The sequence below is a fragment of the Pseudomonas flavescens genome (assembly GCF_013408425.1).
GTDB lineage: Bacteria > Pseudomonadota > Gammaproteobacteria > Pseudomonadales > Pseudomonadaceae > Aquipseudomonas > Aquipseudomonas fulva_A.
This window is the reverse complement of record NZ_JACBYV010000001.1, coordinates 2,569,244-2,594,410: the sequence shown is the minus strand read 5'-3', so window position 1 is coordinate 2,594,410 and position 25,167 is coordinate 2,569,244. Positions and strand designations below refer to the sequence as shown.

Here is a 25,167-nt window from a genome sequence, read left to right as displayed (position 1 = left end):
CCAGCCTGCTTCAACGCCGCGGTACCGGCGCGCAGCAGGCGTTGATCGGGTGCTTAGCCGGCCAGACCCACGTAGACGTTCTGTACATCGTCGTGGTTGTCGATGGCTTCGAGGAAGGCTTCGACTTCTTCGCGCTGTTCGGGCGTCAGGTTCGCGACCGGGTTTTTCGGGCGGTAACCGAGGTTCGCCGAGTTCACCGTGAAGCCCTGTTCCGGCAGCGCACGGCTGACCAGATCGAGATCGGTCGGCTCGGTGATGAACAGAGTGTTGCCTTCATCGGCTTCGTCGAAGTCCTGAGCGCCGGCTTCGATAGCCGCCAGCTCCGGGTCGGCACCGCTCTCGCTGGAGGCCTCGATCAGCCCGACATGATCGAAATCCCAGGCTACCGAACCGCTGCTGCCGAGCTGGCCCTTGCGGAACAGCACGCGAATCTCCGCCACGGTGCGGTTGACGTTGTCGGTCAGGCACTCGACGATCAGTGGCACCTGGTGCGGCGCGAAGCCTTCGTAGGTGGTGCGTTCGAAGTTGACCGTCTCGCCGCTCAGGCCTGCGCCTTTCTTGATCGCGCGATCCAGGGTGTCCTTCGGCATCGAGGCCTTTTTCGCCTGATGGATGGCCAGGCGCAGCTTGGGGTTCATGTCCGGATCGGCGCCATTGCGCGCGCAGACCATGATCTCCTTGACCAGGCGACCGAAAATCTTGCCCCTGGCGTTGGCGGCGGCTTCTTTAGGTTTGGCTTTCCACTGGGCGCCCATGTCTGTTCTCTCGACTATGCGGATGATGGATAGGCGCAGCCTTGCGTTGGCGGGCAAGGGCTGCACGGCGAATCTGGTGGCGGATTTTAATCCGTCGCCGCCGCGCTGGCACCCTGCAAATTGCTTAACAGCCCGATAACGCGCGCAGCAACGCCGGCGTCAGGGCGTCTGCACCAGTTGATTGACCAGGTTCAGCGCCTTTTCGAAGGACGGATAACCGCTCTTGGCCACGTCCAGCTCGGCATAGTCCGCGCGATACTCTTCGGCGCGAATGGGATCGGCCTCGTCGACCAGATAAGGCTCCGACCAGATCTTGTAGAGCAGCGCCACGGCGTAGGGTTGCTGTTGCGCCGCAGCGTCCTCCAGCTTGCTCAGCACCTCGTCGGTCTGCGGGCCCTCGCGAATCATCAGAATCGCCTGATAGAACTCGACCTCTCCGCGTTCATCCAGGCTTTCCGAGCGGCGCAGCAGGGCACCGGCCAGCTCATGGCTTTCCATGTCGCCGGACACCACCAGCATCTTGGCCTGCAGCATGTCGTTCTGATAGAGCAGTTGGCGGTCGCGACAGCTGTCTCCACTCAGGGGCTCGTCGCAGGACGTCGAAGAGGTGCAGCCGCCGAGCATCAGGACGCTCAGCAGCAGACAGCCAATGCCGTGTCGGCAATCAATCATGGGTATCCCTCAGGCAAATCTGATGTATCGACCAGCAGGGCGCCGTCGGGTTCGACCAACCGACGATCTTTCTGGGGTGGGCGAGTCGGTCCGATCAACGCAATGCCTTCACCGCCGCGCCGATGAAGGCGTAGGTTTCCATCTCCCGCTCATCCATCTCCGGCTTTGGCCAGGTACTCCACACCACCGCCACGATCTTCTCCTTGGGGTTGATGTAAAGGAATTGCCCAAAGATGCCCTGCGCCTCGAAGGCCCCGCCGCCATGCTCGGGCAGTGCTGCGGCACCGGTGGGGAACAGCCACCACTGGTAGCCATAGCCGAGCGCGTACTCACCGTCGTACAGCTTGCCGGGCTCAAGGTGGGAGCCCGGTGTGGCGCGGGTGGCACTCGCCAGCCAGCCGGCAGGCAGGATGCGCTCGCCGTCGATCACCCCGTCATCGAGGATGAACTGGCCGAAGCGGCCGTAATCGCGCAGGGTCGCTGACAGGCCGCTGCTGCCTATTTCCTGGCCGGCACGGCTGTCCAACTGCCAGAAGGCGTCGCGCTCCATGCCCAGGCGTGCCCAGATGCGTTCGGACAGGTAATCACTGGTGGTCATGCCGGTCGCAGCGCGTACCAGCTCACTCTGCAGGTGGGACTCGCCGGTGCTGTAGGCGAATGCCGTGCCAGGGGCGTGGGCCCTCTTCAGGCCTGACATCTGCTTGAGCAGGGCGCCCGGGTTGTTGGCCAGTTGCAGCTCGAACATACGGCGGCGGTCGGATTTCGGGTCACGATACGTTTCGTCCCAGGCTGCGCCCGAACTCATCTGCAGCATCTGCTCGACGCTCACGCCGTCATAGGCGCCGCCCTTGAGTTGCGGCAGGTAGCGGGTCAGTGGGTCTTTCACGCTGGCGATACTGCCTTGTTGCACGGCAGCGCCCACCAGTGTCGAGGAGATCGACTTGACCACGCTGAACGAGGTCCAGCGGGTACTGGCGTCGTTACCCATGGCGTACTTCTCCAGGGCGATCTTGCCGTCCTTGATGATCAGCACGCCGCCGACCTGATTGCGGCGCATGAACGCCTCGACGCCCACTAGCTGGCCGTCGACGCTGTACTTCACCGGCACCTCGGCACCGGCTGGCAGCGGATAGACCTTGGGGCCACGGTGCACAGTCCGGGTGAAGAACAGCTCGTCCATGTGCCGGTAGGTGCCGGGCTGGTAGGCCGGGCTCAACTCGTAGAGATCCTGAGCGCGCCCGATTCGCTCTGGCTTGTCGGGCGCAGGTGTCTGCGAGCTGGCGCAGGCACCGAGCAGCAGGGCGATTGCGGGTAGGACGAGGGCGTTGCGGCATGCGGCTCTGGTGCTCATGGTGCGTTCCCGATCATGGCTGTTGGCTTCAACCATAGCCGATAACGGCAGCGAGCAGCCGGCCAACCGTGGGCCGGAGAGGTTGAACTGTCGTTCGTCGATGTCGCTCTACTGGGCACGTGCATGAAAACCGACCCACCTGATGGAGACCCCACATGGAACTTCCCAACAAAGACCTCGGCACCCTGTTCCAGCAACTGGGCCTGGACTCCGACCCGGCCAGCATCGACGCGTTCATCGCCGAGCACTATCCGCTGGCCGATGAGGTCAAGGTGTCCGAAGCGTCATTCTGGACCGAATCCCAGGCGGCTTTCTTGAAAGAAGAACTGCTCGAAGACGCCGAATGGGCGCCGGTGGTCGATGAGCTCAACGTGCGCCTGCACGAGAGCAAACCGGCATAAACGCATGTGCGCCACCGTGGCAGCTGGCGTGCCGTGAATGGCATCGCCAGCGCGCACGTCGCTTCAGCGCACCTCGCACACCCTGAGCATGGTGCTACGGATCCCTGGACCCATGCCACTCAACTCCCTTGACTGGTCATCGCCAGCATCGCCCCCAGGCCTACCAGCAGGCAGCCGAATACGCGGTCGATCAAATGCCTGACCGCTAGCAGCCTCTGCCTTATCGCCCCCACCGAAAAACACAGTGCCACCAGGCTGAACCAGCCCACATGCGCCAGTGAGATGAACGCGCCATAAGCGATCTGGGTCGCCAGGGAGGCGCTCGGCTGCACGGCCTGCATGAACAGGCTGACGATGAAAATTGAGGTCTTGGGGTTCAATGCATTGGTCAGCAGGCCTGTGCGCAGGGCGATCAGGTTCGACAGTGGCTCGGTGGTGGGAGCGGCGGATGCTTCGGAGGCCGGCCTGGCCAGCAGCATTCTGACGCCGAGGTAGATCAGGTAGGCCGCACCAGCCAGCTTCAGCAGGTTGAACAGCCATAGCGACTGCTGCAGTAGCAGGCCAATGCCGAGCAGGGTATAGCTCAGGTGGATCACTACCCCCAGGCCAATCCCCAGAGCAGTGAACACACCCGCCTGCCGCGACAGCAGCAGGCTGTTGCGGGTGACCAGGGCGAAGTCAGCACCAGGGCTTATCACCGCCAGCAACGTTATGCTGACTACAGCTATCCACTCGCTCATGGCTTATCCTTTTGTTCATTTGGAAATAAGCCAATTATTCAGCTTGTTAGCCTTGGTGGATAACGATGAGTTCTGACATAGATAGTGAGCTCTACTCACAACTTGGTGATTCCCGGCTGCCGTCTTTGATGGCACTGCGGTGCTTCGAAGCGGCGGCGCGGCTGGAGAACTTCAGCAAGGCTGCGCAGGAGCTTCACCTCACCCACGGCGCCATCAGCCGCGCTGTGCGGCTGCTGGAGCAAGACCTTGGGGTGGCGCTGTTCGAACGGCGCAGGCAGCGGGTTTTTCTCAACGAAGCGGGGGGCAAGCTGGCGCGCGCAGTCACTGAAGGTCTTGGCGTGATGCGTCAGGCCGTGCGCGAGCTGCGCGACAGTGCCCTGCGGATACGGCCGCAGGTGCTGTCCTGCGAGCCAACCTTGTTGATGCGTTGGTTGATTCCGCGCTGGAGCGACTTTCAGGCTTCTCATTCCGGGCTGGAACCGCATCTGCTCGCCGGTGGTGGCTCGTTCAGCTTCGATAACGGAATCGACCTGGCTATCCGTCGTGACGATTTTTCCTGGCCCGACGATTATCACGCCGAGATCCTGTTTGCGGAAAAGGTAGGGCTCGTCTGTCGACCAGATAGAGTCGGCGACTGGTTCGTCGAGGATGATGGCGGATTGTCGTTGCAGTCGCAGGCACCGCTCTTGCAGACCCGCACGCGACCTGCCGCCTTCGAGGAGTGGGCCGCAGCCACCGGCAGGCGTTTGCCAGCTGGCCCGGTGCGGGCCTTCGAGCACTTTTACTTCAGCTTGCAGGCCGCGGTTGCAGGCTTGGGCGTGGCCGTCGGCCCATGGCATTTGGTGCGCGATGACATCGATGCCGGTTTGCTGGTGGCGCCGCTGGGTTTCATCGAGGATGGTTCGCACTACTGCCTGCTGGCCCCCAAGCCGATGCGGGTGGATAGCCTGGAGGCCCGGCTGGTCGAGTGGCTGCGGGTGGCGGGTAGCGCTTAGCGCAGATACGGCCTGGACGCTTCGGCAGTGGCTGCCTCAGGGGCGCCCGCTGTCCAGGCGCTGCAGTTCGCGCCTGACCATGGCTGCGTACTCGGCAGGTGAAAGGCTGTAGAGTTCGCTGGCCACCCAGCTCAGCCAGCGAGGCCCGAGCGCCGCCCGCTGGGCCAGCAGGCGCTGGGCTTCGGCGGTCGCCTGTTCGGCTTGTTGCTGATGAAAGTCGGCGCGGCTCATTGCGAGGTCTCTTGCGGTTCGATGGGCGTGGCGCCCATTCTCGCCACGCACAGGTGCTTGGTAAACCGCTGCTTGCGCGTTAGGCTCGCGGTCTATGCGCCTGGTCGAGACTCTAGCGATGCCCTCAGTGGTGAATTTCAAAGACAGGATCGTTGCGTTGCGCCCTGGTGATCAGGTTGGCGCAGCGGCCGATGTCGATCTGCTCTATGCCTACGAAAGCGACCGTGGGCGCATCATCAATTCCGCGGCCATCCGCCGCCTCCAGCAGCGCACTCAGGTGTTTCCGCTGGAGCGCAACGCTGCGGTGCGCAGCCGCCTGACCCATTCGATGGAGGTGCAGCAGACCGGGCGCTTCATCGTCCGTACCCTGTATGCGCAGCTGGGTGATCGCGCTGCCGATTACGGTCTCGATGGTTTGCAGGGCGCTTTGGAAAGTCTGGTGGAAATGACCTGCCTGATGCATGACATCGGCAATCCGCCTTTCGGTCACTTCGGCGAGTTCGCCATCGGTGAGTGGTTCGAACGCGGGCTGGACGGGTTGTTCGCCGTCGCCCTGCCGCAGCCGTCGGACAACCACGAACTGCACGCCCGGATGCGCGCCGACCTGCGCAATTTCGAAGGCAATGCCCAAGCCGTGCGGCTGGTGGTCAGCCTGCAGCGCCTGCGCCTGACCTACACCCAGACCGCCGGCCTGCTCAAATACCTGCGGCCCGCTTATCAGCCGAAGCCGGCCAAAGGTACCGCCAACGCTTACCTGAACAAGAAGCCGGGTTTCTATCTTGCCGAGGAAGACTTCGTCACGGGGCTGCAGCAGGCGTTGGGTCAACAGCCGGGAACCCGCCACCCGGTGGCCTACATCATGGAAGCGGCCGACGACATTTCCTACTGCCTCGCCGATATCGAAGATTCGGTGGAGAAGGGCATCCTCAGCGTGGCCGAGCTTGCGCCGCTGCTGATCGAGACCTTCGCGGGCATGCAATCGCCCGATGTGCAGATTCCCGGCTCGCGTCACTCGTTCCGCAGCCTGGTCGAACAGGCGCTGGAGAGCTATCACCAGGAAGAAATCAACAAGGCTGGCGAGTTCTTCGTCAAGCTGCGGGTCAGCATGATCCACCCGCTGGTGCAGCATGCGGCCCGCCAGTTCATCGATAACATCGAAGCGGTCCACGCTGGCACGCTGGACCGTGCGCTGATCGAAGACGACAGCCTGCCCCATGCCATCGTGCAGACTTTCAAGGATGTCGCCATGGCGCGGGTGTTCTGCCATCGCGAGGTGGAAACCCTGCAGTTGCAGGGCTACCGGATCATCCATGGCTTGCTGGACAGCTATGGCGCACTGTTGCGCGTCGATGCGCAGACCTTCGTGGAACTGACCGAGGGGCGATGCCGCCGTGAGGCCTATCTGCAGATGCTCGTGCGGCGCCTGCCGGGCCAACTGCTCAAGGCCTATCGTCAGGCCGTGCGCGAGTCTGCCGAGAGCGATCAGGCTGCCTGGGAGTTCTACCACCGCTGCCGTTTGCTGCAGGATTTCATCAGTGGCATGACCGATCAGCACGCCCATGACGAGTACCGCAGCCTGTCGGCGCTGTAGCGCTCTAGATGTTCTTCCAGATCAGTTGCAGCCCCGCGATCAGCATGCCCAGGCGCGCGATGCGGTAGAACCAGGTGTGATTGATGCGCGGTTGCAGCCACAGGCCCGCCCATACGCCGAGCGGCACGATGGGCGCGAGCATCAGGCTGAGCAGCAGGTTCTCCTGGGTGAACTGACCGAGCCAGGTGTAGGGAATCAGCTTCATGGCGTTGGTCAGCAGGAAGAACATGTTGATGGTGGCCACGTAGCGCACTTTCTCCAGCTGCTGCGGAAGCAGGTGCATCATCACCGGTGGCCCGCCTGCGTGGGCGATGAAACTGGTGAAGCCGGCCAGCGACGACAGCGTCAGGCCGCGCCCGGAGCGCAATGGGCGTGGCGTCGGGTCGCTCTTGAGCAAGCCCATCAGCACGAAAGATATGGCGATGATGCCGATCAGCAGGCCGATCAGGTTCTCGTTGAACAGTTCGAAGGTCAGTGAGCCGATGACGATGCCGATCAGTGCGCCGGGCAGCATGACCTTGAGGTTCGCCACGTCCCACTTGCCCCAGTAGGCCTTGAGCCCGACCACGTCGGCCAGGCAGAGTATCGGCAGCATCACCGCCACGGCCTGCATCGGTGAAGTGGCCAGGGCCAGCAGTGGCACCGCGATGCCGCCCAGCGCACCACCAAAGCCGCCTTTGGAAAGACCGGTGAGAAAAACCGCCGGAATGGCGAACAACAGGAGGTCGACGAGGGTCATTGCACTGCAGCCCGATCAGGAAGCGCGCAGGGTAGAGGCTGTTGCCGCCGCACCGCAAGTCGGCTGATTCCCTTCTTCACTCAGGAGTGCCCCGAGCATGTCGAGCCCCCACCCTGCACCCGACCGCGACGATGGTCTGATCGCTCGCTACGCGTTCGCCAGACGCGTCGCCCTGGCAGCCGCAGCGCGCGGCATGGCCTACTACGCACGGCGCAACAGCCTCGCCGTGCAGCACAAGGGCGATGACCTGCAGGACGTGGTGAGCATCGCCGATCAGGACGTGGAGGCCTTCATCCGCGCCGAGCTGGCCGCACATTTTCCCGAGGATGGCATCGTTGGCGAGGAGGGCGGCAGCGCTGGACTGCAGGCCCGCTGCATCTGGGTGATCGATCCCATCGACGGTACCGCGTGCTTTCTCAACGGTCTGCACAACTGGTGTGTGTCCATCGGCCTGCTGGTGGATGGGCAGCCACTGCTCGGCGCGATTGCCGATCCCAATCACGATGAGCTGTTCCACGGTTTCATCGGCCACGGCGCGTTCGTCAACGACACGCCGCTGGCGGCTCATGGCGCTGGCAATGTGCGTGAGGGGCTGGTCGGTGTGGGCACCACTCACCGGGCGGGCAAGGAGAACTTCCTGCCCTTCATCGGCGCGCTGCTGGAGCAGGGCGGCATGTTCCTGCGCAACGGTTCCGGCGCGCTGATGACCGCCTACGTGGCAGCCGGCCGCCTGATCGGCTATTACGAAACTCACCTGAAAAGCTGGGACTGCCTGGCCGGCCTGGTGCTGGTGCGCGAGGCCGGTGCTCGCCATAACGAGTTTCTGCGTGGCGATGGGCTGCTCGGTGGCAACCCCTATCTGGTCGCCGCGCCGGGTGTCTACGAACAGCTGGCGGCCATGGTCGGGCCGTCGCTGGATGCCGATTGAGGCAGCGTCAGGTGGCCTTGTAGTGCGCGAACAGTTGTTCGCCGGTCAGCTCCCGCGTTTGGTTGGCGAAGCAGTAGTAAGCGGGTTTGGCATCGATGAATACCTGGCTTTCGAACTGCCAGTTCTCGTCGCCGTCGAGCAGGCCCACCGGCACTGCGTAGAACCCACCATTGGTGAGGCGATAGAACAGGTGGGTGCCGCATTCCACGCAGAAGGCACGTTCGGCCCATTCTGAGGACGCGTAGGTGCGCACATGCCGTTGCCCGGTGAAATGCGCGGTTTCCCCTTCGACCACCAGCAGCGGTCCGCCGCCCCATTTGCGGCACGTTGTACAGTGGCAGGCGCTCACGTTTGTGGCGGTGACATGCAACGTGAGGCTGACCGCCCCGCACAGGCAACTGCCGTGTTTCTCCAGATGAGCCATGCTGCGCGCTCCTGAAAATGAGTCGATGGTTCGGTGGTGCTGCCATTGCCCGCCTACTGGGTGGGAGAGGCTGCCTGCACCACACGATGAATGAACTGTAGCTTGCCGATCACCGCGGCGGGCAGCACGAAGGGGTAGAGATCCTTCTGGCCCATGCTGCGTGCCAGTTCGTTGAGCATGGCGGCGAGTTCGATCCAGGCATTGACGAACTGCAGGAACTCGTCTGCCAGCGGATCGTTCGGGTCGTACAACGCCGCTCGGGTGAAGGGCCGGAATTCCAGCTCCACGTCACCGGCACGCATGCCGAAGCTCAGTGCGGTGTCCAGGGTGTCCATCATGTGCAGGTAGTGAGCCCAGGTTTCCGCCCAGTCTTCCCAGGGGTGCATGGTGGCGTAGGCGCTGACGAAGGAAGCCTGCCAGTCGGCCGGTGCGCCCTGCTCATAATGACGCTGCAGGGCGGCGCCGTAGTCGGCTCGTTCGTCACCGAACAGCATGCGGTAGTCGTTCAGCCACTGGCTGTTGGCGATCAGCCGGTCCCAGTAGTAATGGCCGACCTCGTGGCGGAAGTGGCCGAGCAGGGTGCGGTAGGGCTCGCGCAACTGGATGCGGGTCTGCTCGCGCACGTCGTCGTCGGCTTCGGCGATGTTCAGGGTGATCAGGCCATTGGCGTGGCCAGTGGTGGGCTGCTTGCCTTCGGCATCCGGGCCGAGAAAGTCGAAGGCCAGGCCATTGATCTCGTCCTGGGTCTTGCTGACAAGCGGCAGACCCATGGTCAGCAGCTGCGCCACCAGGCGACGCTTGGCGGTTTCGAAGCGCGCCCAGCGCCTGTCGTTATCGGGCACCGACAGGTCGGGGATGGTGCGGTTGAGCTGGCAGGCCGTGCACAGGCCTGCGCCGTACATGGCGGGCAGCAGCCAGTTGCAGCCCGCGGCGGTGTGCAGATTGTCACAGCGCCGGTAGCGCCAGCCCTGTGGATCACCTTCCACCCGCCATACATCGGTTTGCTCGCTGGCCACGAGGGTTACCACCTGACCGCGCTCGGGCTCGTAGCCCAGCGGTGACTGGCAGGCCAGGCACTGGCTGTTGCGGAAGAAGATCGGCTGGCCACAGGTGCATTGTCCCAATGCCTTCTGGCTGGGCGTGCGTGCCTGCTTTGCCGAGTCGCCAATGCGCAGGCCGAGGGCCTGGAAGAACCGGTTCATATCATGGCCTCGCGGAAGGTGGGAACTACCGGAGCGATAGAGTGGTGCGGTGGTGGGGCGGTTCCGGCATTTTCTGTGGCCTGGGGCGGCGTACCGGGAAAAGCGGGCGAGCGGCCTGGTGCCGAGGGCACCAGGCGCGGTGCGATCAGTCCTGGCGGCTGGTCACTTCGAGCAGGTGATAACCGAACTGGGTTTTCACCGGGCCCTGAACCACGTTGACCGGTGCGCTGAACACCACGGTGTCGAATTCCTTGACCATCTGGCCCGGGCCGAACGAGCCGAGGTTGCCGCCGTCGCGGCTGGATGGGCAGCTGGAGTTGTCTTTGGCGACCTGGGCGAAGTCGGCACCGCCTTCGATGGCAGCTTTCAGTTCGTTGCACTTGTCTTCGGTAGCAACCAGGATGTGACGGGCAGTGGCTTTGGCCATGGGGGAAACACTCCATTCAAATGAGCTGCCGAGCCTACCGGATTCGTCTGGCGAGTCAAATTCGCTGCCCGATTTCGCTGCCCTGTGGTCGACGCGCAGCAGACTTCGAGCAGGCCTAAGGGCGCCAGTCGGCGCGCAGGCTGTTTTGCAGATGATCGACGAAAGCGCGCACCTTGGCCGTCAGCTCGTAGCGGTCACGCACGCACAGGTAGTAGTCCAGCGGCTCGACAATTGCCTGGCTGCCCGAGCTCTGTGGGCTGGCGAAGAGCTGCTGCAACTGACCGCTGGCCAGCAGTGGCTCGGCGACGAAGGCGGCGAGGCGGGTGATGCCACCGCCGTTGACGGCCACCCGGGCCAGGACGTCGATATCGTCGCTGACCAGCGCCACCCGTATCTGCGCGTCGAAGCGCACTCCATCGCGGGCGAAACGCCAGGGCATCAGGCGCCCGTCCACGGCGACCCTGAAAGCCAGGCAATCGTGCTCGCGCAGCTGTTCCGGGGTGACCGGCGTGCCGGCCTTGAGCAGGTAGGCCGGCGAGGCGCAATAGATCGACGGTATGCTGGCGATATGCCGGGCTACCAGGCCGTCCTCGAGCTGCTGCGGAATACGGATGCTGATATCCACCGATTCCTGAATGTGATTGACGCTGCGGTCAGTGGTGATCAGCTCGCAGGCGATACGTGGGTAGCGGGCGGTGAAGGCGGGCAGCAGCGCTGCCAGCACATAGCGGCCGAATGCGGCGCTGGACGCGATTCGCAAGCGGCCCTGAGGAGCGTCGTGTGCTTGCGTAGCCGTGCTGCGTGCCAGTTCCAAGTCGCGCAGCACATCACGCACCTGCTCGAAATACAGCGTGCCGCTTTCGGTGAGCGCCAGGCTGCGGGTGGTGCGCGTCAGCAGACGTACGCCGAGGGATGATTCCAGGCGGGCAATATTCTGGCTGGCCGCTGCGGCGCTGATGCCCAGCAGGCGAGCGCCCGCAGCGATGCTGCCGGTTTCCACCGCCTTCACGAAACTCTCGATGCCGCGCAGGGTATCCATGCTGAAGCTTTCTACTGATGGTCGGATTGATAAGGTTAGCTTGGTACTGACCTTACCCGCGGCCCGCTACCCCTGGCAATGAGCGGTCGCGATAATGGCTGCGTTCGCCACACGTTGGCGTGTCGCTCTTACCTCGAAGGATCTGCCCATGCCTGACACGACGCTCAGCCGTACCCGCCGAAGCTGGAAGCTGCCAGCCAGACTATCGTCGGTGGCCTTCGCCTTTTTCATGTCCGGCATCATGGCGTTTCTCATGTGCCTGGTGATCACCGCCACCAACCGCGGCCTCAGCGACGGCTACCTGGGCGCGGTACTGGAGGCCTACCAGTTGGCGATGCCGGTAGCGTTCGTCTGCGTGATGGGCGTTCGGCCAGTGGTGCTGCACCTCGTTCGGCTTACCGTACGGGCCTCGTAACGCCGGGAGTTCGGGCGCTTCTTTGTGAGATGTATCCAGAAATGACAGGAAGTTACAAAATGATTCCGTCGTCGATGGTAGGCTAGTGCCCGAAATTCAAGCCGATCTCATGGAGCGTTACATGTTGTTCAAGGAGTTGATGCTGGCCAGCCTGTTGGCCACGGTAGTTCCCCTGACCTGGGCCGACCAGGCCCCCGCCGCGCAGAATGCGCAAGAAGCCCCCGCCGCTGAAGTCGCCGACGGTGATTCCGTCAGCGAAGAGCAGTTTCTCGACAGCCTCGATTTCCGTTCCGGCAAGGTGGTGGTCGGCAGCAACCTGGCGACCCTCGATCTTCCGGAAAACCTGGTATTCCTCGACGGTGCCGACGCCGAGCGCGTGCTGGTCGAGGCCTGGGGCAATCCGCCAGACGACAAGCTGCCGCTGGGCATGATCCTGCCCAAGGGCGTATCGCCCCTGGCGGACGAGTCGTGGGCCGTCACCGTGGAGTACGAAGAAAACGGCTACGTGTCCGACGAGGACGCCGCGGACATCGACTACGCCGACATGCTCAAGGACCTGCAGGACGGCGCCAAGGCCGAGAACGAGTGGCGTACCGAAAACGGTTACGAGCCCATCGCCATCGTCGGCTGGGCATCCGCCCCGCATTACGATGCCGCAGGCAAGAAGCTGCACTGGGCCAAGGAAGTGAAATTCGGCGACAGCGACGAGCACATCCTCAACTACAACATCCGCGTGCTGGGCCGCAAAGGCGTACTGGTGCTGAACTTCATCGCCGGCATGCATCAGCTGCCGCAGATCGAAGAGAACCTGCCGGCAGTGCTGGCCATGACCGACTTCAACGACGGCAACCGCTACGCTGATTTCAACCCGGATATCGACGAAGTCGCGGCCTATGGCCTCGGTGCGCTGATCGCCGGCAAGGCAGCTGCCAAAGTGGGCCTGTTCGCTGCGGCGCTGGTGCTGCTCAAAAAGGCGTGGTTCCTGCCGGTACTGCTGATTGGCTGGGTATGGCGGCGCATGACCGGGAAGAAGAAGGAACAGCCGCAGCCGCTGGCGCCTGAACCGCAGGTGCAGCCTGAGGCCAAAGCCGAGACTGACCCACCGCTACCTGTGCAGCGCGTTTCCAGCGTGATGGATCTGAACAATCCGCGCGAAGACGACAAGCGCTGACAGCCCCACCGCGCTGACGAAAGAGCCCTGGCCATTGCCGGGGCTTTTTGTTGGCCGATGGAACTGCGTTTCGGCCCTGACCGCCGTAGCGGCGATGCGGAAAATCAGAGGTAGGAGCCGATGATGATGAGCAGCCAAAGCAGGCCGCCCGGCAGCATGCACAGATAATTCGCGGTGCTGAAGCGGCTGTTGCTCTGGCCGGTCGGATCATCGCTGGCCAGGTTGGCTTTCTCCTGGATGATCGACAGCGGCCAAGCCGGCAGGATGGTACCCGCGAGCAACAGCATGATTTCCAGGGTCACGCCGATATGGCCGTCCAGACGCGAAAGACCGTTGCTGGCGAATACCAGAACGATGTACATCCACGCCGCACTCGCATATCGCCAGTCGCCCAGACCCTTGGCTTGCAATTGCGCGAGGATCAGCCGGCACAGCGAATGAATGAAGAAAATATGGAAGATCGAGCGCGCTGCGGGGCTGATCTTCTTCGGGCGCATGGTGGCCCGTTGGGTATCCCATTGCTTGTAGGCCCAGTAGACCGCGTAGAACCCAAGCGTCATGAAGAACAGCACATAGAGCTTGCTGGTGGAGGTGACGAAGAAGGTGGTGCGCGGGCGTTCCTCGGCCAGTAGTGGGGCACTGGGTGTCTGATACAGATTTTCCATTGATCTATTTCCATGTAAGTGCCGCGTTATGGCTTGGCACTCGCCACCCGTTGCGTGGTGGCGAACGACTCCTCCAGGAGTAGCGGCAGTTTACAGGGTAATAGCTGATGAGGCAGGGCGAGGCTGGATGCGATGGGCCAGGGCGGCCCATCGCAAAGGGTTTTCAGCAGTAGCGGTCGAGCAGGCGATCCTGCCTGGCCTGCTGGCCTGTCCACTCGTGCTCCAGGGTGCGCAATACGTTGCCCAGGAAGTCGCGGTCGGCAGCGGCACGGCGGCCTACGTAGCCCTGGCCGCGACGGTAGGTACGCAGGCGGGTGCGCATGTTCGGCCGCTGGCTGACGAACTCCTGTTCCTCCTGATCCGCCGGCAGGCAGTCGATGCGAACTTCGCCCGATTCACATACCCATAGGATGTGGTTGTCGAGGCTGTCCTTGCGCTTGGCGAACAGTTGAGCGAGGTCTTCGATGGTGGGTTGTTTATTCAGGTTCATGGCGTGTACCCCTTCATTCTCTGATCTGTCTTGGGCAACCGCTTGCAGTGCGGTGCCGTCGTTGCCCGTGGCGTTTGAGTGCTGCCGAAGACCGTGTAGCGATGTGTAGGTAACGCTACGCAGCGGCGGCTAACGGAGGTCGGGACGAAGCGGGGAGAAGAAAATCAGCTGAGACGGGGCCGGATGCAGGTGATCCGCAGGATCAGCCACAGGCATCATGACAATGTCTCGCTAACGCTCTCGTCCTCGCAGGACGCTCGACTTCATCAATCTGCCTTGTGGGCAGTACATATCGTGGAACGCTCGGCTGGTGTTACCGAGTTTGCCCAAGTGCCCTTGTCAGGGCTCCCGTCAGGGGAGGCAGGTCCATCATGCAAAAGCGCGAAGAGGTCGTCAATAGGTTTTGTAGTGATTTTTTTAGATCACTACAAAGCGCGTATGGACCTCGTTGGAAGTGTCTGGCGCGGCGAAAAATGACCGCATGGTCAGTCTTCCAGGAGCCTTCCGTCACGCTCGCGCTGGGCATCGCGTTGCATCGATTCGAGGTTCTTCTCGATGGTCTCGCAGAGCGCATCCATCTGGATCTGGTGCTCGCTGACCTGGAACGGGCTCTGCAGGTCACTGCCCACTCGCTCGATGGCCAGCAGCATGAAGCCGACCACGGTCGAGGCCAGCGGCGTGAACCATTCCAGGGTTTCCACCAGGCCGATGGGCACGATCAGGCAGAACAGGGTGATGAACAGCCGCGGGAAGTACACGTAAGGGTAGGGCAGCGGCGTGTTGGCGATACGCTCGAGGCCGCCCTGGCAGTTGGAAACGTCGACCAGCGTCGACTCCAGGCGTGTCAGGCGAATGCTATCCAGGCGACCTGCCTTGTATTCACTGGCCAGAATGGCTGCAGAGCCATTGAGAATATCGTTGGGAAAGTTGTTGGTGGTATGGCGGCGTTCGAATTCGTCCGCTGCCACGAAAGCCCTGACCTCGTCGGCGCAGGGCTCGTTGCGCAGGGTTGCGGACAGGCTTCTGATGTAGGCCACATGGCGACGCAGCAGGACCGCCTTGACCGGATTGCGGTCGTCGTTGTCGTCGATCAGTGTCAGCACCTGACGGGCGAAGCTACGCGAGCTGTTGATCAGCGCTCCCCAGATGGTGCGTGCTTCCCACCAGCGGTTGTAAGCGCTGCTGTTGCGGAAGCTGATCAGTACCACCAGGGCCGAACCGAGCAGGGTCAGGGGCATGGACGGCAGGCTGATCTTGCGTTCCAGAAACAGCATGTAGTCGACGGTGACGACGATGTCCCAGATCAGCAGCCAGAACAGCGACCAACCGACGTAACCAAAGGTCTTGATGAGGTAGCGATAACCGCGGGTGATGGAGTGCATCGCTTGGAGTTCTCTGCGGGCAATTAAGGCGAAGGCGCAGAGCTTCGGACGTGAAGCGGTGACAAAGGTTCTGAAATTGAGGAATCAGCGGTTACCACGCGCCTTCGCCAGGGCGCAGAAAAACTCGATGTACTGCGCCGGCCCTCCGCTGAAAACGCTGTTCGGGCGCAAGGGATCTTCGCCATCGGTAATCCCTTTCAATGCTGGCCAGGGATCTGCCGGCCGCTCACGCAGATGGCGCGCGTCGACACCCGGTCGCTGCACTTCGCCACGGCTGCTGTCGATGTACAGCACGCGATTGTCCTGCCCGAATGCCTTGCCGAGCTCCTGCACCAGGGTGAGAAAACCTCGATCGCTACCGCCGCGCAGCCAGGTCACAGCGCCGTTTTCGCCCTCGAGTGGCGAGCTGGTCAGGGTATCGCCCACGCCGACGAGGCGCGGCATATGCTGCGGGTCGAAGCGTTCACGTGCCAGTTGCAAGAGCGCATCCAGATCGGTGGGCGCCTGGCGCACATTGAAGTCTTCGCCCAGCGGACAGTCACCGGTGCGCAGTTGGTAAAAGCGGTTGAGGATCACCAGAACGCCGGCTTCCTTGACGGCGCCACGCAGCATGAACTGCAGGTCCGTGGTGCCTGCATTGCCGGCGTTCGCTGGGCGCATGCGCTCCCGGCCCTCGGCATCGCGGCCCAGGTTGGGCGCGTAGTGGATGAAGAACGATTGCTGCAGGCCTTCTCTGGCGGCGTCGCCTAGCAGGCTCTGCACGAGCGCTGCGGCATCGGCCTGCAGGCCTGCGTAGAGCGCCGGGCGGTCGTGCCAGTGGTGATGGAAGGCGTTCAGGTTGAGCGTCGGCGACAGCGGGTTGTCGAGCACGCTGCTGGCCAGCAATCGATCGATCGTCGGCTGGTCCAGGCCATAGGGTGGCTGGCTCAGCAGCTGTCCGAGCGACTCGCTCAGGCGCTGCGGCACCGCTGCCAGAAAAGCCAGCTCAGTGGCACTGACGCCCGGGTGCGAGACCTGCCCGTAGCGATCCTGCAGTTGCACGCCGCCAGCAGCCAGCCCGGGGAGGTAAAGACCCTGTTCACGGCACCGCTGCGGTGTACCAACGGTCCGTTCGACCAGGCCGTTCACACCCCGACTGCCGATATGCTCACCGTTGGTGAGCACCTGGAAATGGCCATCCAGATCGCGGGCTGCAAGGATGTAGCGATGTTCCAGGGTGCGGGTGAGCGGGTCGCGTACCAGGTTCATGCACACACCATCCAGGTCCTGGATGATCAGCAGATTATCGGTGCCGCAGAGGCTCTCCAGCAGGGATTGAGGGTCGAGGGATAAGGTGGTTTCGGTCACAATCATGGTCCCGAGTTTAACGCGGTTTCGCTTTGATCAGGCGATTGACTGAAGCGTTTGGCCCAAGCCATTGTCCATCAACAGATAGGCAATGCGGATTAAGAGGAAGCATGGATGAGTGATTCACCCAAGCACGTTCGGCAATTGGCCGCTGTGGCGATGTTGCTTTGCGCGAGCGTTGCCGGTAGCGCATGGGCCGACGATGCGGCGCAACTGACCAAGCTGATCAACGGCTACCGGGAAGCAGGGCAGGGGTGCGATGGGCAGCCGAGCCCGGCGGCCGGCCCGCTGGCCCCCGACAGGCGTCTGGCCGGGCAGAAGGTCAACTCGTCCGAGCAACTGCAGCAGGCTTTGCAACAAGCCGGTTATCAGGCGGCGGCCGTGCAACTGATCAGAGTGACCGGGCCGGACAGTGCCGAGGCCGCCATGGCCATGCTGCGCACGTCTTACTGCGCGCAATTGCTGGATGCCCAGTTCGCCGATGTCGGCGTTCTGCACGAGGGCAACAGCTGGCAGGTGGTCCTTGGTCGGGCGTTGCTGCCGGCGCGTCTTGGCGACTGGCAGGAAGAGGGCAAGGCGATTCTGGCGGCGGTCAACGAGGCGCGGGGCACCCCACGGCGTTGTGGCGATCAGCCGTTCGATGCCGCCGAGCCGTTGAGCTGGAACGATTCCCTCGGCCAGGCCGCGCTGACCCACAGTCGCGACATGGCGATGAACAGCCTGTTCAGCCACCAGGGCAGCGACCGCAGCCTGGTCGGCGCCCGCGCTACCGCTACCGGCTATGCCTGGACGGTGATCGGCGAGAACATCGCCGCTGGCCAGGGACGCGCGCAGCAGGTGGTCGAAGGCTGGCTGGCAAGCCCCTCGCATTGCTACAACCTGATGAACCCGGACTTCCGCGATATGGGCGCCGCCTACGCCAGCAACCCGCAGAGCCAGGCGACCATCTACTGGACGCAGGTCTTCGGCGCTGCGGGGCGGTCGGGCCTCTAAGCGGGATACCGCCTAGCCTGCGCTAGTTAATTTGGCATCAAAAGGCAGCTTCGATTTCATTGGGTACGCGGCCCGATCCGTCCGCCAATCGGTAACCGTGGTGGTGGATGAAAACAGCGTCATCCACCCTACATGGCTTGACCCAAGGGTGGGCTTTAGCCCACCGATAGTGGTTATTGTCGGCGTGAACGGATCATTCCTGCCCGCGCTCAAGCCTGAGCATCGCTCAACAGGGGCGGCATCGGGCAGTCCAGACCCGTAGGGTGGGCTTTAGCCCACCGATAGTGGTTATTGTCGGCGTGAACGGATCATCCCCGCCCGCGCTCAAGCCTGAGCATCGCTCAACAGGGGGCGGCATCGGGCAGTCCAGACCCGTAGGGTGGGCTTTAGCCCACCGATAGTGGTTATTGTCGGCGTGAACGGATTATCTCTGCCCGCGCTCAAGCCTGAGCATCGCTCAACAGGGGCGGCATCGGGCAGTCCAGTGTGTCGGCGACCGCACGCATCAGTTCCGCCTCGCTGGCGCTGATGCGGCCATCGTGTTCGATGCAACGGGCCATGGCCTTGAGGAGCTGCGGCTTCTGCAGGGGGCGCATCTGGTTGAGGCGGTTGAGGGCATCGTTGAGCGCGGTGATGCCTGCCTGGGGCTGTTCGGCGAATACCCGCGCGGTGAACGGCAGGGTAGCCCAGGCCGCCTGGAACGCCTCGGTGGCGGCTTCTTCACTGGTATTGCCGGCCCGTGACAGAGCCACCAGCAGCACGCCGCTCTCGTTGCCCAGCGCCGCCAGCGGCAGGCGCCCTTGAACCGGGCGCTGCATACCGAGGTTGCGTTCGACGATGCGCAGCAGCGCCCATTCGATCAGATCCAGCTGCTTGGTGCTGATCAGCAGCGTGCCGATGTCACGCTTGAGGCTGACGAAATCCTGAGGCTCGAGCTGCTTGAGTGCCGGGATCGCCAACTCCAGCAAGGGCAGGCGTCGACCGGCTGGCAACCGTTCCAGTGCCGTGCCCAGCTCCTGCAGACGGTCCGACAGCAGCGGCGGCAGATTGGCCTGCATCCAGCTCATGCGCTGCTGGCGCGTGTCTGCATCACGGCCGAGCAGCAGACCGTAAAGGATCGCCAGGGCGCCATGAGGGTCGTGAGCGGCATTGCGCAGGCGGTCGTCGATCTGCGCCAGGCTCTCGCGGGCTTCTTCGATATGCAGGGGCTGCGGTTCACCGATGCTGGCAATGGCGATGCCCGCGGCGGCGGCGCTGAAACCTGCGATTTCTTCGTGGCTTCGCGCAGCGGCGCGCGCAGGGCGCTCGAATACCTCGTTGCCAAGCACCACACCGTCCCAGCTGGGGTCGATGCGGCGGATGCGCTCTTCCAGTGGCGGGTGCGTGGCCATCATCTTGCTCAGCGCCAGGCCCTGGCCGAAATACATATGGCTGTACTCGGCGGCATGCCCGGCTTCGATCTGCGATCCGCCGCCCAGCTTCTTCAGCGCACCCGCGATACCGTCGGGGTTGCGGGTGTACTGCACGGCCGAGGCGTCGGCAAGGAACTCGCGCTGGCGACTCACCGCCGCCTTGATCAGGTTGCCGAAGAAGGTACCGGCGTAGCCGATGATCAACAGTGCCAGGCCGACCACCATGACCAGCGCGACGGCATTGCCTTTGCCCTTGTCGTTGGAACTGCTGCGCGGCGCATGGCGGGTATGGCTGCCGCCACGCAGCACCAGTTCACCGATCAGGCCGAGCAGCAGAATGCCGTGCAGCACCGCCACCAGGCGCGTATTGAGGCGCATGTCGCCATGCAGGATGTGACTGAACTCATGGGCGATCACGCCCTGCAGCTCATCGCGGCTGAGCTTTTCGATGGCGCCACGGGTTACTCCGATCACCGCGTTCTCCGGTCGCAACCCGGCGGCGAAGGCGTTGATCGAGGGCTCCTCGAGCAGGTACACCGGCGGCACCGGCGTACCTGCCGCCAGCGCCATCTCTTCCACCACGTTGAGTACGCGCTGCTCGTGCACGCCCTGGGGCTGCAGATTGAGCAGGCGCCCTCCGAGCCGCTCCGCGACCACCTTGCCGCCAGCCCGCAGCTGCATGGCCTTGAAGGCCCAACCGAGCAGCACCACACCGACCACCACCAGGGCCACGCTGACCAGCAGCTCGTGGCTGAGCGCCTGCAGGCTGTAGTTGCCGTACTGGTAAACCTGCCAGGCAATGGCGATCACCAGCGTGGTGGTGCCGATCAGGGTGATCACCGCCAGTACCAGCAGTATCACCAGGCGGGAACTGTTGCGCCTGGCGCGGTCCTGTTGCTCGAAGAAGTCCATCGGTTTCGCCGTGCTCAGAAGGAGACTTTCGGGGCTTCCTGAATCGCCGCGCTATCGGCGAACTCCAGCAGGGCGGCATCGCTGCCGTGGCCGAAGGCGCCGGCCAGGACCACCGGCGGGAAGCTCTGGCGGTAGGCGTTGTAGGCGGTAACCGCGTCGTTGTAGGCCTGGCGAGCGAAAGCCACCTTGTTCTCGGTGCTGCTCAGCTCCTCGCTGAGTTGCTGCATGTTCTGCGAGGCCTTGAGGTCGGGGTAGGCCTCGACCGTCACGTTGAGGCGGCCCATGGCGTTCTTCAGCACGCCTTCGGCATTGGCCAACAGGTTCATGCTCTGGGCATCGCCGGGATTCTCCGAGGCCTGCTTGAGGCCTTCCACCGCACCGTTACGGGCAGCGACCACGGCTTCCAGGGTTTCGCGCTCGTGGGACAGGTACGCCTTGGCCGTTTCCACCAGGTTGGGGATCAGGTCGTAACGGCGCTTGAGCTGCACCTCGATCTGCGCGAAGCCGTTCTGGTAACGGTTGCGCAGGTTGACCAGGCGGTTGTAGATGCTGATCACGTAGAACACCACCGCAACCAGTACGGCAATGATGATGAGGGTGGAAATATCCATGGGATGTCCCTATCGATTGGAAAGTGTGGTGCCATGGTAGCGGAAACTACCCCAGCCGGTGTGCATGCCGGCTGGCTTGCGTTGCGGATGTGAGCGCGGTCGCGTTATCGGTCGGCGTCCGGTTGCTCCGCCTGGGCGCTGTGGCCGTTCGGGCTGACGGCGCTCATCTGGATGTTCAGGCGCGGCGTTGCCAGGCTCAGGCCGGATTCGTCCAGGTGCCGCTTGAGCGCCAGGTTGAAGGCACGGGACACCTCCCACTGCTTGATCGGCGCGGTCTTGAAGCGCGCACGCAGTACCGCGTTGCCCGAATCGAAGCTTTCCACGCCCTGGATCTCCAGAGGCGACCAGATGTTGCGGCGCATCAGCACATCGTTGCGCAGCTCGCTGGCGACGTCGCGCAGCAGCTTGATGGCATCGTCGATATTCATGTCGTGGGGCACCGCGACGCGGAAAATGGCGTAGCCGAACTCCCGCGAGTAGTTCTTGATGCTCTTGATCTCGCTGAACGGGATGGTGTGCACGATGCCGTCGATGTCACGCAGGCGCACGGTGCGAATGGTCAGGCCCTCGACAGTGCCCAGGTGGCCGCCGACGTCGACGTAATCGTCGATGGCCAGGGAGTCTTCGATGATGATGAACAGTCCGGTGATCAGGTCGGCAACCAGCGACTGCGCGCCGAAGCCGATGGCCAGGCCGATGACGCCGGCGCCGGCGAGCAGCGGCGTGACGTTCATGCCCATGTTGGCCAGGGCGACGATCAACGCGATGATGAAGATGCTGATGAACAGCACGTTGCGGATCAACGGCATCATGGTCTGTGCGCGGGCGTTGGTCTGGCCCTTGCGTGAGCGCGTCAGGGCGTGATGCACCGCCGTGTCGCTGAGAATCCACACCAGCCAGCCGCACGCCAGGGTGGCGCCGAGGCCGAACAGTTTCATGCTGATTTCGTGGCCGTCGCCCTCGGCGAAACGGATCAGCGAAAGGCCCCATACGCGCAGCCCCAGTTCGATGAAGAACAACCAGATGATCAGGCTCAGCAGGAAGTGGAAGAAACTCTGGAAACGCTCGAAATAGGCGGCATGGCGACGATGGCGCAAACGGGCCTTGTGCATGCGCCGGCGAATCAGCCCATTGATGACCATGCAGGTCACCAGCAGCACTGTGCAGACCAGCGATTGCCGAAAGGCGGTGCTGGTGTCGCCAGCGGACACGAAGGTGGCCGCCAGTGAAATGCCCACCAGCGCCAGGGCCGGCAGGTACCAGAAGCTGCCGAGCAGTTCCACGGTCTCGCTGATACCGCGCTGCCGGAGGCGACGGGCCAGCGGTTGGTTGCGCATCAGGTGGGCGATTGGCCGGCGGAAGCGCAGGATGAACAGACCGGTGCACAGCGCCGCCAGCACGTTGGTCAGGGTCGCGGTGGTGTGTGCCAGGTTGGCGCCCAGGCTGGCGACCAGACGCGGGTCGCTGAGCGCTTCGCCAAAGGCCGCGAAGCTGCCGATCAGCCACAGCGGGTGGAACGCGCGACGGCGCAAAATGTTCAGCGCCGTGCGCCGGTGCGGGCCGTCGAGCAGGGAAAAGGCGATCACGCAGATCGCCGAGAAACAGGTACCGATCACCAGGGCGTAAGCCAGCACCATGGCCAGGTCGCGGCCCAGCGAGGCGGGCAGCACGTAGCTCAGGTAACCGGTGATCAGCAGCGCCGCGAACCAGGGGCCGAGCTTGCGCAGCGCGAAGCGCAGCAGGTCGGTGGGCCGCGGGTTCTGTGGCAGTTCTTCGGCCAGGCCGAAACGCAGGCGCACCTGATGGCTGAGCGCCCGCAAGCCGAAGGCCAGCAGGCTCCAGATACCGAGAATCAGGGCGAAGTTGCTGACCAGGGCCAGGCGTTCGCCGGCCTCCGGCATCAGCGCCGCCAATTCGTCCTGGCTGCGGGCGATCTCCAGTTGCCAGCGCGCCAGCGGGCTATGCTCACCGGAAAATTGCTTCTCGATGCCCGTCAGGGTGCTGCCGATCAGCCCGAGCACGCCATCGGGGGTGTCCGGCTGGGTTTTCTGCGTGCTGTCGCGCAGGGTCTTGAGGTCATTGAGCAACTGCGCGCGCTGCTTGTCGTTCTCCAGCGACTGGATCACCTCGTCGAGCGAGCGATCCAGCGGCTGATCCGCCTGAGCCTGGGTACTGCCGCTGCCACCCGTGCCGAACAGCCCGGGTATGCCTGCCGCTTGAACGGCAGAACAGGGCAGGGCCATTAGGAGCAGAACCAACAGACGAGGCAGCAGATCATTGAGGCGGATCACGCGCGAGTTCTCCATCACGCGGGCGGGGTTTGAAGGTGCGTCGTCAACCGACGGCGCACCTCGCTCACGCGTAGTTTTCGGGGCTGAGGTGGCGCTCTACCAGCTCGATGAGGATGTGGATGACCTTGATGTGCAGCTCCTGGGTGCGGTCGGCGAAATCGCCGCCCGGCGCGCAGATGCTGACGTCGGCCAGGCTCTCCAGCAGCGAGCCAGGTTTGCCGGTCAGGGCGATGACCTTGATGCCCAGCGCCTTGGCCGCTTCAGCCGCCTTGACCACGTTGGGGCTCTTGCCGCTGGTGCTGATGGCCAGCAGCACATCACCCTCACGGCCGTGGGACTCCACGTAGCGCGAGAAGATGTGGTCGTAACCGAAGTCGTTGGCCACGCAACTGATGTGGCTGGCGTCGCTGATCGACACCGCGGCGATGCCCGGACGATTCTTGCGATAACGCCCGGTGAGCTCCTCGGCGAAATGCATGGCGTCGCACATGGAGCCGCCATTGCCGCAGGAGAACACCTTGCCCTTGGCTTCGAAGCTGGTCACCAGCAGGCTGGCGGCCCGCTCGATATTGGCCAGGGTCTGCTCATTGCCTAGAAATGCATCGAGCGCACGCTGGGCTTCGAGCAGGCTGTTGCGGATATGTTCGATCATGCTGGCCTCAGGGCAGGTCATGGCTGTTGTAGAAGGCACCGAGTACTTTCACCAGGTGTGCCAGATCCTGGCTGCCGGCCAGTTCGCGAATCGAGTGCATCGCGAAGGTCGGCAGGCCGATATCCACCGTGCGCACGCCAAGGCGGCTGGCGGTGATCGGGCCGATGGTCGAGCCGCAACCCATGTCGCTGCGGGTCACGAAACTCTGCACCGGCACTTCGTTTTCCAGACACAGGTGGCGGAAGAACCCGGCGGTTTCGCTGTTGGTGGCGTAACGCTGGTTGCTGTTGATCTTGATCACCGGCCCGGCATTGAGTTTGGGGCCGTGGTTGCCGTCGTGCTTGCTCTCGTAGTTCGGGTGCACGCCGTGGGCGTTGTCGGCGGACACCAGCAGCGAGCGCTGGATGGTGCGCACGAAACCGTCACCTTCCGGCAGCACACGGCGTAGCACCTGTTCGAGCATCGGGCCGTCGGCACCGCAGGCCGAGCAGGAGCCGACTTCCTCGTGGTCGGTGCACACCAGCACGCAGGTTTCTTCGTCGCTGGCGTCCAGCAGGGCCTGCAGACCGGCGTAGCAGGACAGCAGGTTGTCCAGGCGTGCACCGGCGATGAAGTCCTGATTGAGGCCGACTACCGCGGCGCTCTGGGTGTCGTAGAAGCTCAGCTCGTAATCGAGCACCGCATCGGCGTTGAAGTCGTGTTCCATGGCCAGCTGTTCGCTGAGCAGGGCGCGGAAGTCCGCGCTTTCACTGCTTGCCAACTGGGCGAGGATCGGCGGCAGTTCGTTCTGCGCATTGATCGCCCAGCCCTGATTGGCCTCGCGGTTGAGGTGGATGGCCAGGCTGGGGATCACGGCGATGGGCTGGTAGAAGTCGATCAGGTCGCTTTCCACCTTGCCATCGCGACGATAGGTCACGCGGCCGGCCAGGGACAGGTCACGGTCGAACCAGGGGGCGAGCAGAGCGCCGCCGTAGACTTCCACGCCGAGCTGGAAGAAGCCCTGGCGTTGCAGCTCGGGGTTCGGCTTCACGCGCAGGCAAGGGCTGTCGGTGTGGGCGCCAACCAGGCGGATACCACCCTCGACAGGCGAACGATGGCCCAGCTTGAAGGCGATGATCGAGGAGTCGTTACGGGTCACGTAGTAGCGGCCACCGGGCTCGGTGTGCCAGGTCGCGCGCTCGTCGAGGTGACGATAACCGGCAGCCTCGAGGCGCATGGCCAGGCTGGCGGTAGCATGAAAGGGGGTAGGTGAGGCGTTGAGAAAATCGATCAGGCCTTGGTTCAGTTCTTCGCGCATGGGGCACTCCGGACGGCAATGTGCCGAGTTTATC

26 protein-coding genes are annotated in these 25,167 nt (G+C 63.5%); 7 read left to right on the top strand and 19 right to left on the bottom strand.

Annotation, left to right across the window (positions count from 1 at the left end; all coding sequences use genetic code 11):
* Positions 1 to 53: 53 nt before the first annotated feature.
* The 3 genes from FHR27_RS11530 to FHR27_RS11520 all read right to left on the bottom strand — a co-directional run bounded on the left by FHR27_RS11530 (position 54) and on the right by FHR27_RS11520 (position 2,778).
* Positions 54 to 755, bottom strand: coding sequence for a YebC/PmpR family DNA-binding transcriptional regulator (locus FHR27_RS11530; RefSeq protein WP_042554383.1), 702 nt, complete (start codon positions 753 to 755; stop codon positions 54 to 56).
* Between the two features lie 159 nt (positions 756 to 914).
* Entirely contained in the window at positions 915 to 1,427 is a 513-nt protein-coding gene (locus FHR27_RS11525) for a hypothetical protein (protein WP_179538632.1), read from the bottom strand.
* Positions 1,428 to 1,521: 94 nt separating this feature from the next.
* Positions 1,522 to 2,778, bottom strand: coding sequence for a serine hydrolase domain-containing protein (locus FHR27_RS11520; RefSeq protein WP_179538631.1), 1,257 nt, complete (start codon positions 2,776 to 2,778; stop codon positions 1,522 to 1,524).
* A 155-nt stretch (positions 2,779 to 2,933) separates the two neighbouring features.
* Here FHR27_RS11520 and FHR27_RS11515 point away from each other — a divergent pair, with 155 nt between their 5' ends.
* Positions 2,934 to 3,179 (top strand): DUF2789 domain-containing protein, encoded by a 246-nt coding sequence (locus FHR27_RS11515; RefSeq protein WP_042554380.1) that lies wholly within the window; start codon positions 2,934 to 2,936, stop codon positions 3,177 to 3,179.
* Between the two features lie 119 nt (positions 3,180 to 3,298).
* Here FHR27_RS11515 and FHR27_RS11510 read toward each other — a convergent pair whose 3' ends face one another.
* Complete coding sequence (locus tag FHR27_RS11510; RefSeq protein WP_042554379.1) at positions 3,299 to 3,919, bottom strand: LysE family translocator; 621 nt, start codon at positions 3,917 to 3,919, stop codon at positions 3,299 to 3,301.
* 65 nt (positions 3,920 to 3,984) lie between these two features.
* Here FHR27_RS11510 and FHR27_RS11505 point away from each other — a divergent pair, with 65 nt between their 5' ends.
* Positions 3,985 to 4,914, top strand: a complete 930-nt coding sequence (locus FHR27_RS11505) for a LysR family transcriptional regulator (protein WP_179538630.1) — start codon at positions 3,985 to 3,987, stop codon at positions 4,912 to 4,914.
* Positions 4,915 to 4,950: 36 nt separating this feature from the next.
* Here FHR27_RS11505 and FHR27_RS11500 read toward each other — a convergent pair whose 3' ends face one another.
* Positions 4,951 to 5,145, bottom strand: a complete 195-nt coding sequence (locus FHR27_RS11500; protein WP_042554377.1) for a hypothetical protein — start codon at positions 5,143 to 5,145, stop codon at positions 4,951 to 4,953.
* Positions 5,146 to 5,263: 118 nt separating this feature from the next.
* On the opposite strand from FHR27_RS11500, the gene dgt reads away from it, so the two are divergent.
* Positions 5,264 to 6,736, top strand: coding sequence for a dGTPase (gene dgt / locus FHR27_RS11495; RefSeq protein WP_042554376.1), 1,473 nt, complete (start codon positions 5,264 to 5,266; stop codon positions 6,734 to 6,736).
* A gap of 4 nt (positions 6,737 to 6,740) precedes the next feature.
* Here the strand turns inward: dgt and FHR27_RS11490 are convergent, their stop codons facing one another.
* Complete coding sequence (locus tag FHR27_RS11490; RefSeq protein WP_042554375.1) at positions 6,741 to 7,475, bottom strand: sulfite exporter TauE/SafE family protein; 735 nt, start codon at positions 7,473 to 7,475, stop codon at positions 6,741 to 6,743.
* A gap of 97 nt (positions 7,476 to 7,572) precedes the next feature.
* Here FHR27_RS11490 and FHR27_RS11485 point away from each other — a divergent pair, with 97 nt between their 5' ends.
* Positions 7,573 to 8,403: an inositol monophosphatase family protein gene (locus tag FHR27_RS11485; RefSeq protein WP_179538629.1), complete on the top strand. Its 831-nt coding sequence runs from the start codon at positions 7,573 to 7,575 to the stop codon at positions 8,401 to 8,403.
* 7 nt (positions 8,404 to 8,410) lie between these two features.
* On the opposite strand, the gene FHR27_RS11480 is transcribed toward FHR27_RS11485, so the two are convergent.
* The 4 genes from FHR27_RS11480 to FHR27_RS11465 form a co-directional block, all read right to left on the bottom strand.
* Positions 8,411 to 8,827 (bottom strand): GFA family protein, encoded by a 417-nt coding sequence (locus tag FHR27_RS11480; RefSeq protein WP_179538628.1) that lies wholly within the window; start codon positions 8,825 to 8,827, stop codon positions 8,411 to 8,413.
* A 53-nt stretch (positions 8,828 to 8,880) separates the two neighbouring features.
* Entirely contained in the window at positions 8,881 to 10,029 is a 1,149-nt protein-coding gene (locus FHR27_RS11475) for a zinc-binding metallopeptidase family protein (RefSeq protein ID WP_042554372.1), read from the bottom strand.
* Positions 10,030 to 10,174: 145 nt separating this feature from the next.
* Positions 10,175 to 10,456 carry a peptidylprolyl isomerase gene (locus FHR27_RS11470; RefSeq protein ID WP_042554371.1) on the bottom strand — a complete coding sequence of 94 codons (282 nt, stop codon included), beginning with the start codon at positions 10,454 to 10,456 and terminating at the stop codon, positions 10,175 to 10,177.
* A 115-nt stretch (positions 10,457 to 10,571) separates the two neighbouring features.
* The gene (locus FHR27_RS11465) at positions 10,572 to 11,495 is read right to left on the bottom strand and encodes a LysR family transcriptional regulator (RefSeq protein ID WP_179538627.1); all 924 of its coding nucleotides are present in this window, start codon (positions 11,493 to 11,495) and stop codon (positions 10,572 to 10,574) included.
* 148 nt (positions 11,496 to 11,643) lie between these two features.
* On the opposite strand from FHR27_RS11465, the gene FHR27_RS11460 reads away from it, so the two are divergent.
* Together FHR27_RS11460 and FHR27_RS11455 are read left to right on the top strand one after the other, a co-directional pair.
* Positions 11,644 to 11,910, top strand: coding sequence for a DUF2798 domain-containing protein (locus tag FHR27_RS11460; protein WP_179538626.1), 267 nt, complete (start codon positions 11,644 to 11,646; stop codon positions 11,908 to 11,910).
* Positions 11,911 to 12,031: 121 nt separating this feature from the next.
* Positions 12,032 to 13,081, top strand: a complete 1,050-nt coding sequence (locus tag FHR27_RS11455) for a DUF2167 domain-containing protein (protein WP_179538625.1) — start codon at positions 12,032 to 12,034, stop codon at positions 13,079 to 13,081.
* A 104-nt stretch (positions 13,082 to 13,185) separates the two neighbouring features.
* Here the strand turns inward: FHR27_RS11455 and FHR27_RS11450 are convergent, their stop codons facing one another.
* From FHR27_RS11450 to stpA, 4 genes are all read right to left on the bottom strand, one after another.
* Complete coding sequence (locus FHR27_RS11450; RefSeq protein ID WP_179538624.1) at positions 13,186 to 13,746, bottom strand: MFS transporter permease; 561 nt, start codon at positions 13,744 to 13,746, stop codon at positions 13,186 to 13,188.
* Between the two features lie 163 nt (positions 13,747 to 13,909).
* Positions 13,910 to 14,236, bottom strand: a complete 327-nt coding sequence (locus FHR27_RS11445; protein ID WP_042554366.1) for a hypothetical protein — start codon at positions 14,234 to 14,236, stop codon at positions 13,910 to 13,912.
* A gap of 485 nt (positions 14,237 to 14,721) precedes the next feature.
* The gene (locus tag FHR27_RS11440) at positions 14,722 to 15,618 is read right to left on the bottom strand and encodes a bestrophin family protein (RefSeq protein ID WP_042554365.1); all 897 of its coding nucleotides are present in this window, start codon (positions 15,616 to 15,618) and stop codon (positions 14,722 to 14,724) included.
* A gap of 84 nt (positions 15,619 to 15,702) precedes the next feature.
* Positions 15,703 to 16,971, bottom strand: a complete 1,269-nt coding sequence (gene stpA, locus FHR27_RS11435; RefSeq protein ID WP_042554364.1) for a glucosylglycerol 3-phosphatase — start codon at positions 16,969 to 16,971, stop codon at positions 15,703 to 15,705.
* 108 nt (positions 16,972 to 17,079) lie between these two features.
* Between stpA and FHR27_RS11430 the strand changes: the two genes are divergently transcribed.
* Complete coding sequence (locus tag FHR27_RS11430; protein WP_042554363.1) at positions 17,080 to 17,958, top strand: CAP domain-containing protein; 879 nt, start codon at positions 17,080 to 17,082, stop codon at positions 17,956 to 17,958.
* A 440-nt stretch (positions 17,959 to 18,398) separates the two neighbouring features.
* Here FHR27_RS11430 and FHR27_RS11425 read toward each other — a convergent pair whose 3' ends face one another.
* The 5 genes from FHR27_RS11425 to FHR27_RS11405 all read right to left on the bottom strand — a co-directional run bounded on the left by FHR27_RS11425 (position 18,399) and on the right by FHR27_RS11405 (position 25,133).
* Positions 18,399 to 20,282 (bottom strand): M48 family metallopeptidase, encoded by a 1,884-nt coding sequence (locus tag FHR27_RS11425; protein WP_179538623.1) that lies wholly within the window; start codon positions 20,280 to 20,282, stop codon positions 18,399 to 18,401.
* Between the two features lie 14 nt (positions 20,283 to 20,296).
* Positions 20,297 to 20,893, bottom strand: coding sequence for a LemA family protein (locus FHR27_RS11420; RefSeq protein ID WP_042554361.1), 597 nt, complete (start codon positions 20,891 to 20,893; stop codon positions 20,297 to 20,299).
* Positions 20,894 to 20,997: 104 nt separating this feature from the next.
* Entirely contained in the window at positions 20,998 to 23,199 is a 2,202-nt protein-coding gene (locus FHR27_RS11415; RefSeq protein ID WP_179538622.1) for a mechanosensitive ion channel family protein, read from the bottom strand.
* A 49-nt stretch (positions 23,200 to 23,248) separates the two neighbouring features.
* Positions 23,249 to 23,836 carry a D-sedoheptulose 7-phosphate isomerase gene (gene lpcA, locus FHR27_RS11410; protein WP_042554359.1) on the bottom strand — a complete coding sequence of 196 codons (588 nt, stop codon included), beginning with the start codon at positions 23,834 to 23,836 and terminating at the stop codon, positions 23,249 to 23,251.
* A gap of 7 nt (positions 23,837 to 23,843) precedes the next feature.
* Positions 23,844 to 25,133 (bottom strand): M18 family aminopeptidase, encoded by a 1,290-nt coding sequence (locus FHR27_RS11405; protein ID WP_042554358.1) that lies wholly within the window; start codon positions 25,131 to 25,133, stop codon positions 23,844 to 23,846.
* Between the last annotated feature and the right edge of the window lie 34 nt (positions 25,134 to 25,167).

Coding starts and splice junctions, on each gene's coding strand:
- FHR27_RS11525 (WP_179538632.1), bottom strand. CDS start 1,427: ATGATTGATTGCCGACACGGCATTGGCTGTCTGCTGCTGAGCGTCCTG.
- FHR27_RS11425 (WP_179538623.1), bottom strand. CDS start 20,282: ATGGACTTCTTCGAGCAACAGGACCGCGCCAGGCGCAACAGTTCCCGC.
- FHR27_RS11515 (WP_042554380.1), top strand. CDS start 2,934: ATGGAACTTCCCAACAAAGACCTCGGCACCCTGTTCCAGCAACTGGGC.
- dgt (WP_042554376.1), top strand. CDS start 5,264: ATGCCCTCAGTGGTGAATTTCAAAGACAGGATCGTTGCGTTGCGCCCT.
- FHR27_RS11500 (WP_042554377.1), bottom strand. CDS start 5,145: ATGAGCCGCGCCGACTTTCATCAGCAACAAGCCGAACAGGCGACCGCC.
- lpcA (WP_042554359.1), bottom strand. CDS start 23,836: ATGATCGAACATATCCGCAACAGCCTGCTCGAAGCCCAGCGTGCGCTC.
- FHR27_RS11505 (WP_179538630.1), top strand. CDS start 3,985: ATGAGTTCTGACATAGATAGTGAGCTCTACTCACAACTTGGTGATTCC.
- FHR27_RS11405 (WP_042554358.1), bottom strand. CDS start 25,133: ATGCGCGAAGAACTGAACCAAGGCCTGATCGATTTTCTCAACGCCTCA.
- FHR27_RS11460 (WP_179538626.1), top strand. CDS start 11,644: ATGCCTGACACGACGCTCAGCCGTACCCGCCGAAGCTGGAAGCTGCCA.
- FHR27_RS11470 (WP_042554371.1), bottom strand. CDS start 10,456: ATGGCCAAAGCCACTGCCCGTCACATCCTGGTTGCTACCGAAGACAAG.
- FHR27_RS11475 (WP_042554372.1), bottom strand. CDS start 10,029: ATGAACCGGTTCTTCCAGGCCCTCGGCCTGCGCATTGGCGACTCGGCA.
- FHR27_RS11415 (WP_179538622.1), bottom strand. CDS start 23,199: ATGGAGAACTCGCGCGTGATCCGCCTCAATGATCTGCTGCCTCGTCTG.
- FHR27_RS11465 (WP_179538627.1), bottom strand. CDS start 11,495: ATGGATACCCTGCGCGGCATCGAGAGTTTCGTGAAGGCGGTGGAAACC.
- FHR27_RS11490 (WP_042554375.1), bottom strand. CDS start 7,475: ATGACCCTCGTCGACCTCCTGTTGTTCGCCATTCCGGCGGTTTTTCTC.
- FHR27_RS11485 (WP_179538629.1), top strand. CDS start 7,573: ATGTCGAGCCCCCACCCTGCACCCGACCGCGACGATGGTCTGATCGCT.
- FHR27_RS11445 (WP_042554366.1), bottom strand. CDS start 14,236: ATGAACCTGAATAAACAACCCACCATCGAAGACCTCGCTCAACTGTTC.
- FHR27_RS11430 (WP_042554363.1), top strand. CDS start 17,080: ATGAGTGATTCACCCAAGCACGTTCGGCAATTGGCCGCTGTGGCGATG.
- FHR27_RS11440 (WP_042554365.1), bottom strand. CDS start 15,618: ATGCACTCCATCACCCGCGGTTATCGCTACCTCATCAAGACCTTTGGT.
- FHR27_RS11420 (WP_042554361.1), bottom strand. CDS start 20,893: ATGGATATTTCCACCCTCATCATCATTGCCGTACTGGTTGCGGTGGTG.
- FHR27_RS11530 (WP_042554383.1), bottom strand. CDS start 755: ATGGGCGCCCAGTGGAAAGCCAAACCTAAAGAAGCCGCCGCCAACGCC.
- FHR27_RS11455 (WP_179538625.1), top strand. CDS start 12,032: ATGTTGTTCAAGGAGTTGATGCTGGCCAGCCTGTTGGCCACGGTAGTT.
- FHR27_RS11520 (WP_179538631.1), bottom strand. CDS start 2,778: ATGAGCACCAGAGCCGCATGCCGCAACGCCCTCGTCCTACCCGCAATC.
- stpA (WP_042554364.1), bottom strand. CDS start 16,971: ATGATTGTGACCGAAACCACCTTATCCCTCGACCCTCAATCCCTGCTG.
- FHR27_RS11510 (WP_042554379.1), bottom strand. CDS start 3,919: ATGAGCGAGTGGATAGCTGTAGTCAGCATAACGTTGCTGGCGGTGATA.
- FHR27_RS11480 (WP_179538628.1), bottom strand. CDS start 8,827: ATGGCTCATCTGGAGAAACACGGCAGTTGCCTGTGCGGGGCGGTCAGC.
- FHR27_RS11450 (WP_179538624.1), bottom strand. CDS start 13,746: ATGGAAAATCTGTATCAGACACCCAGTGCCCCACTACTGGCCGAGGAA.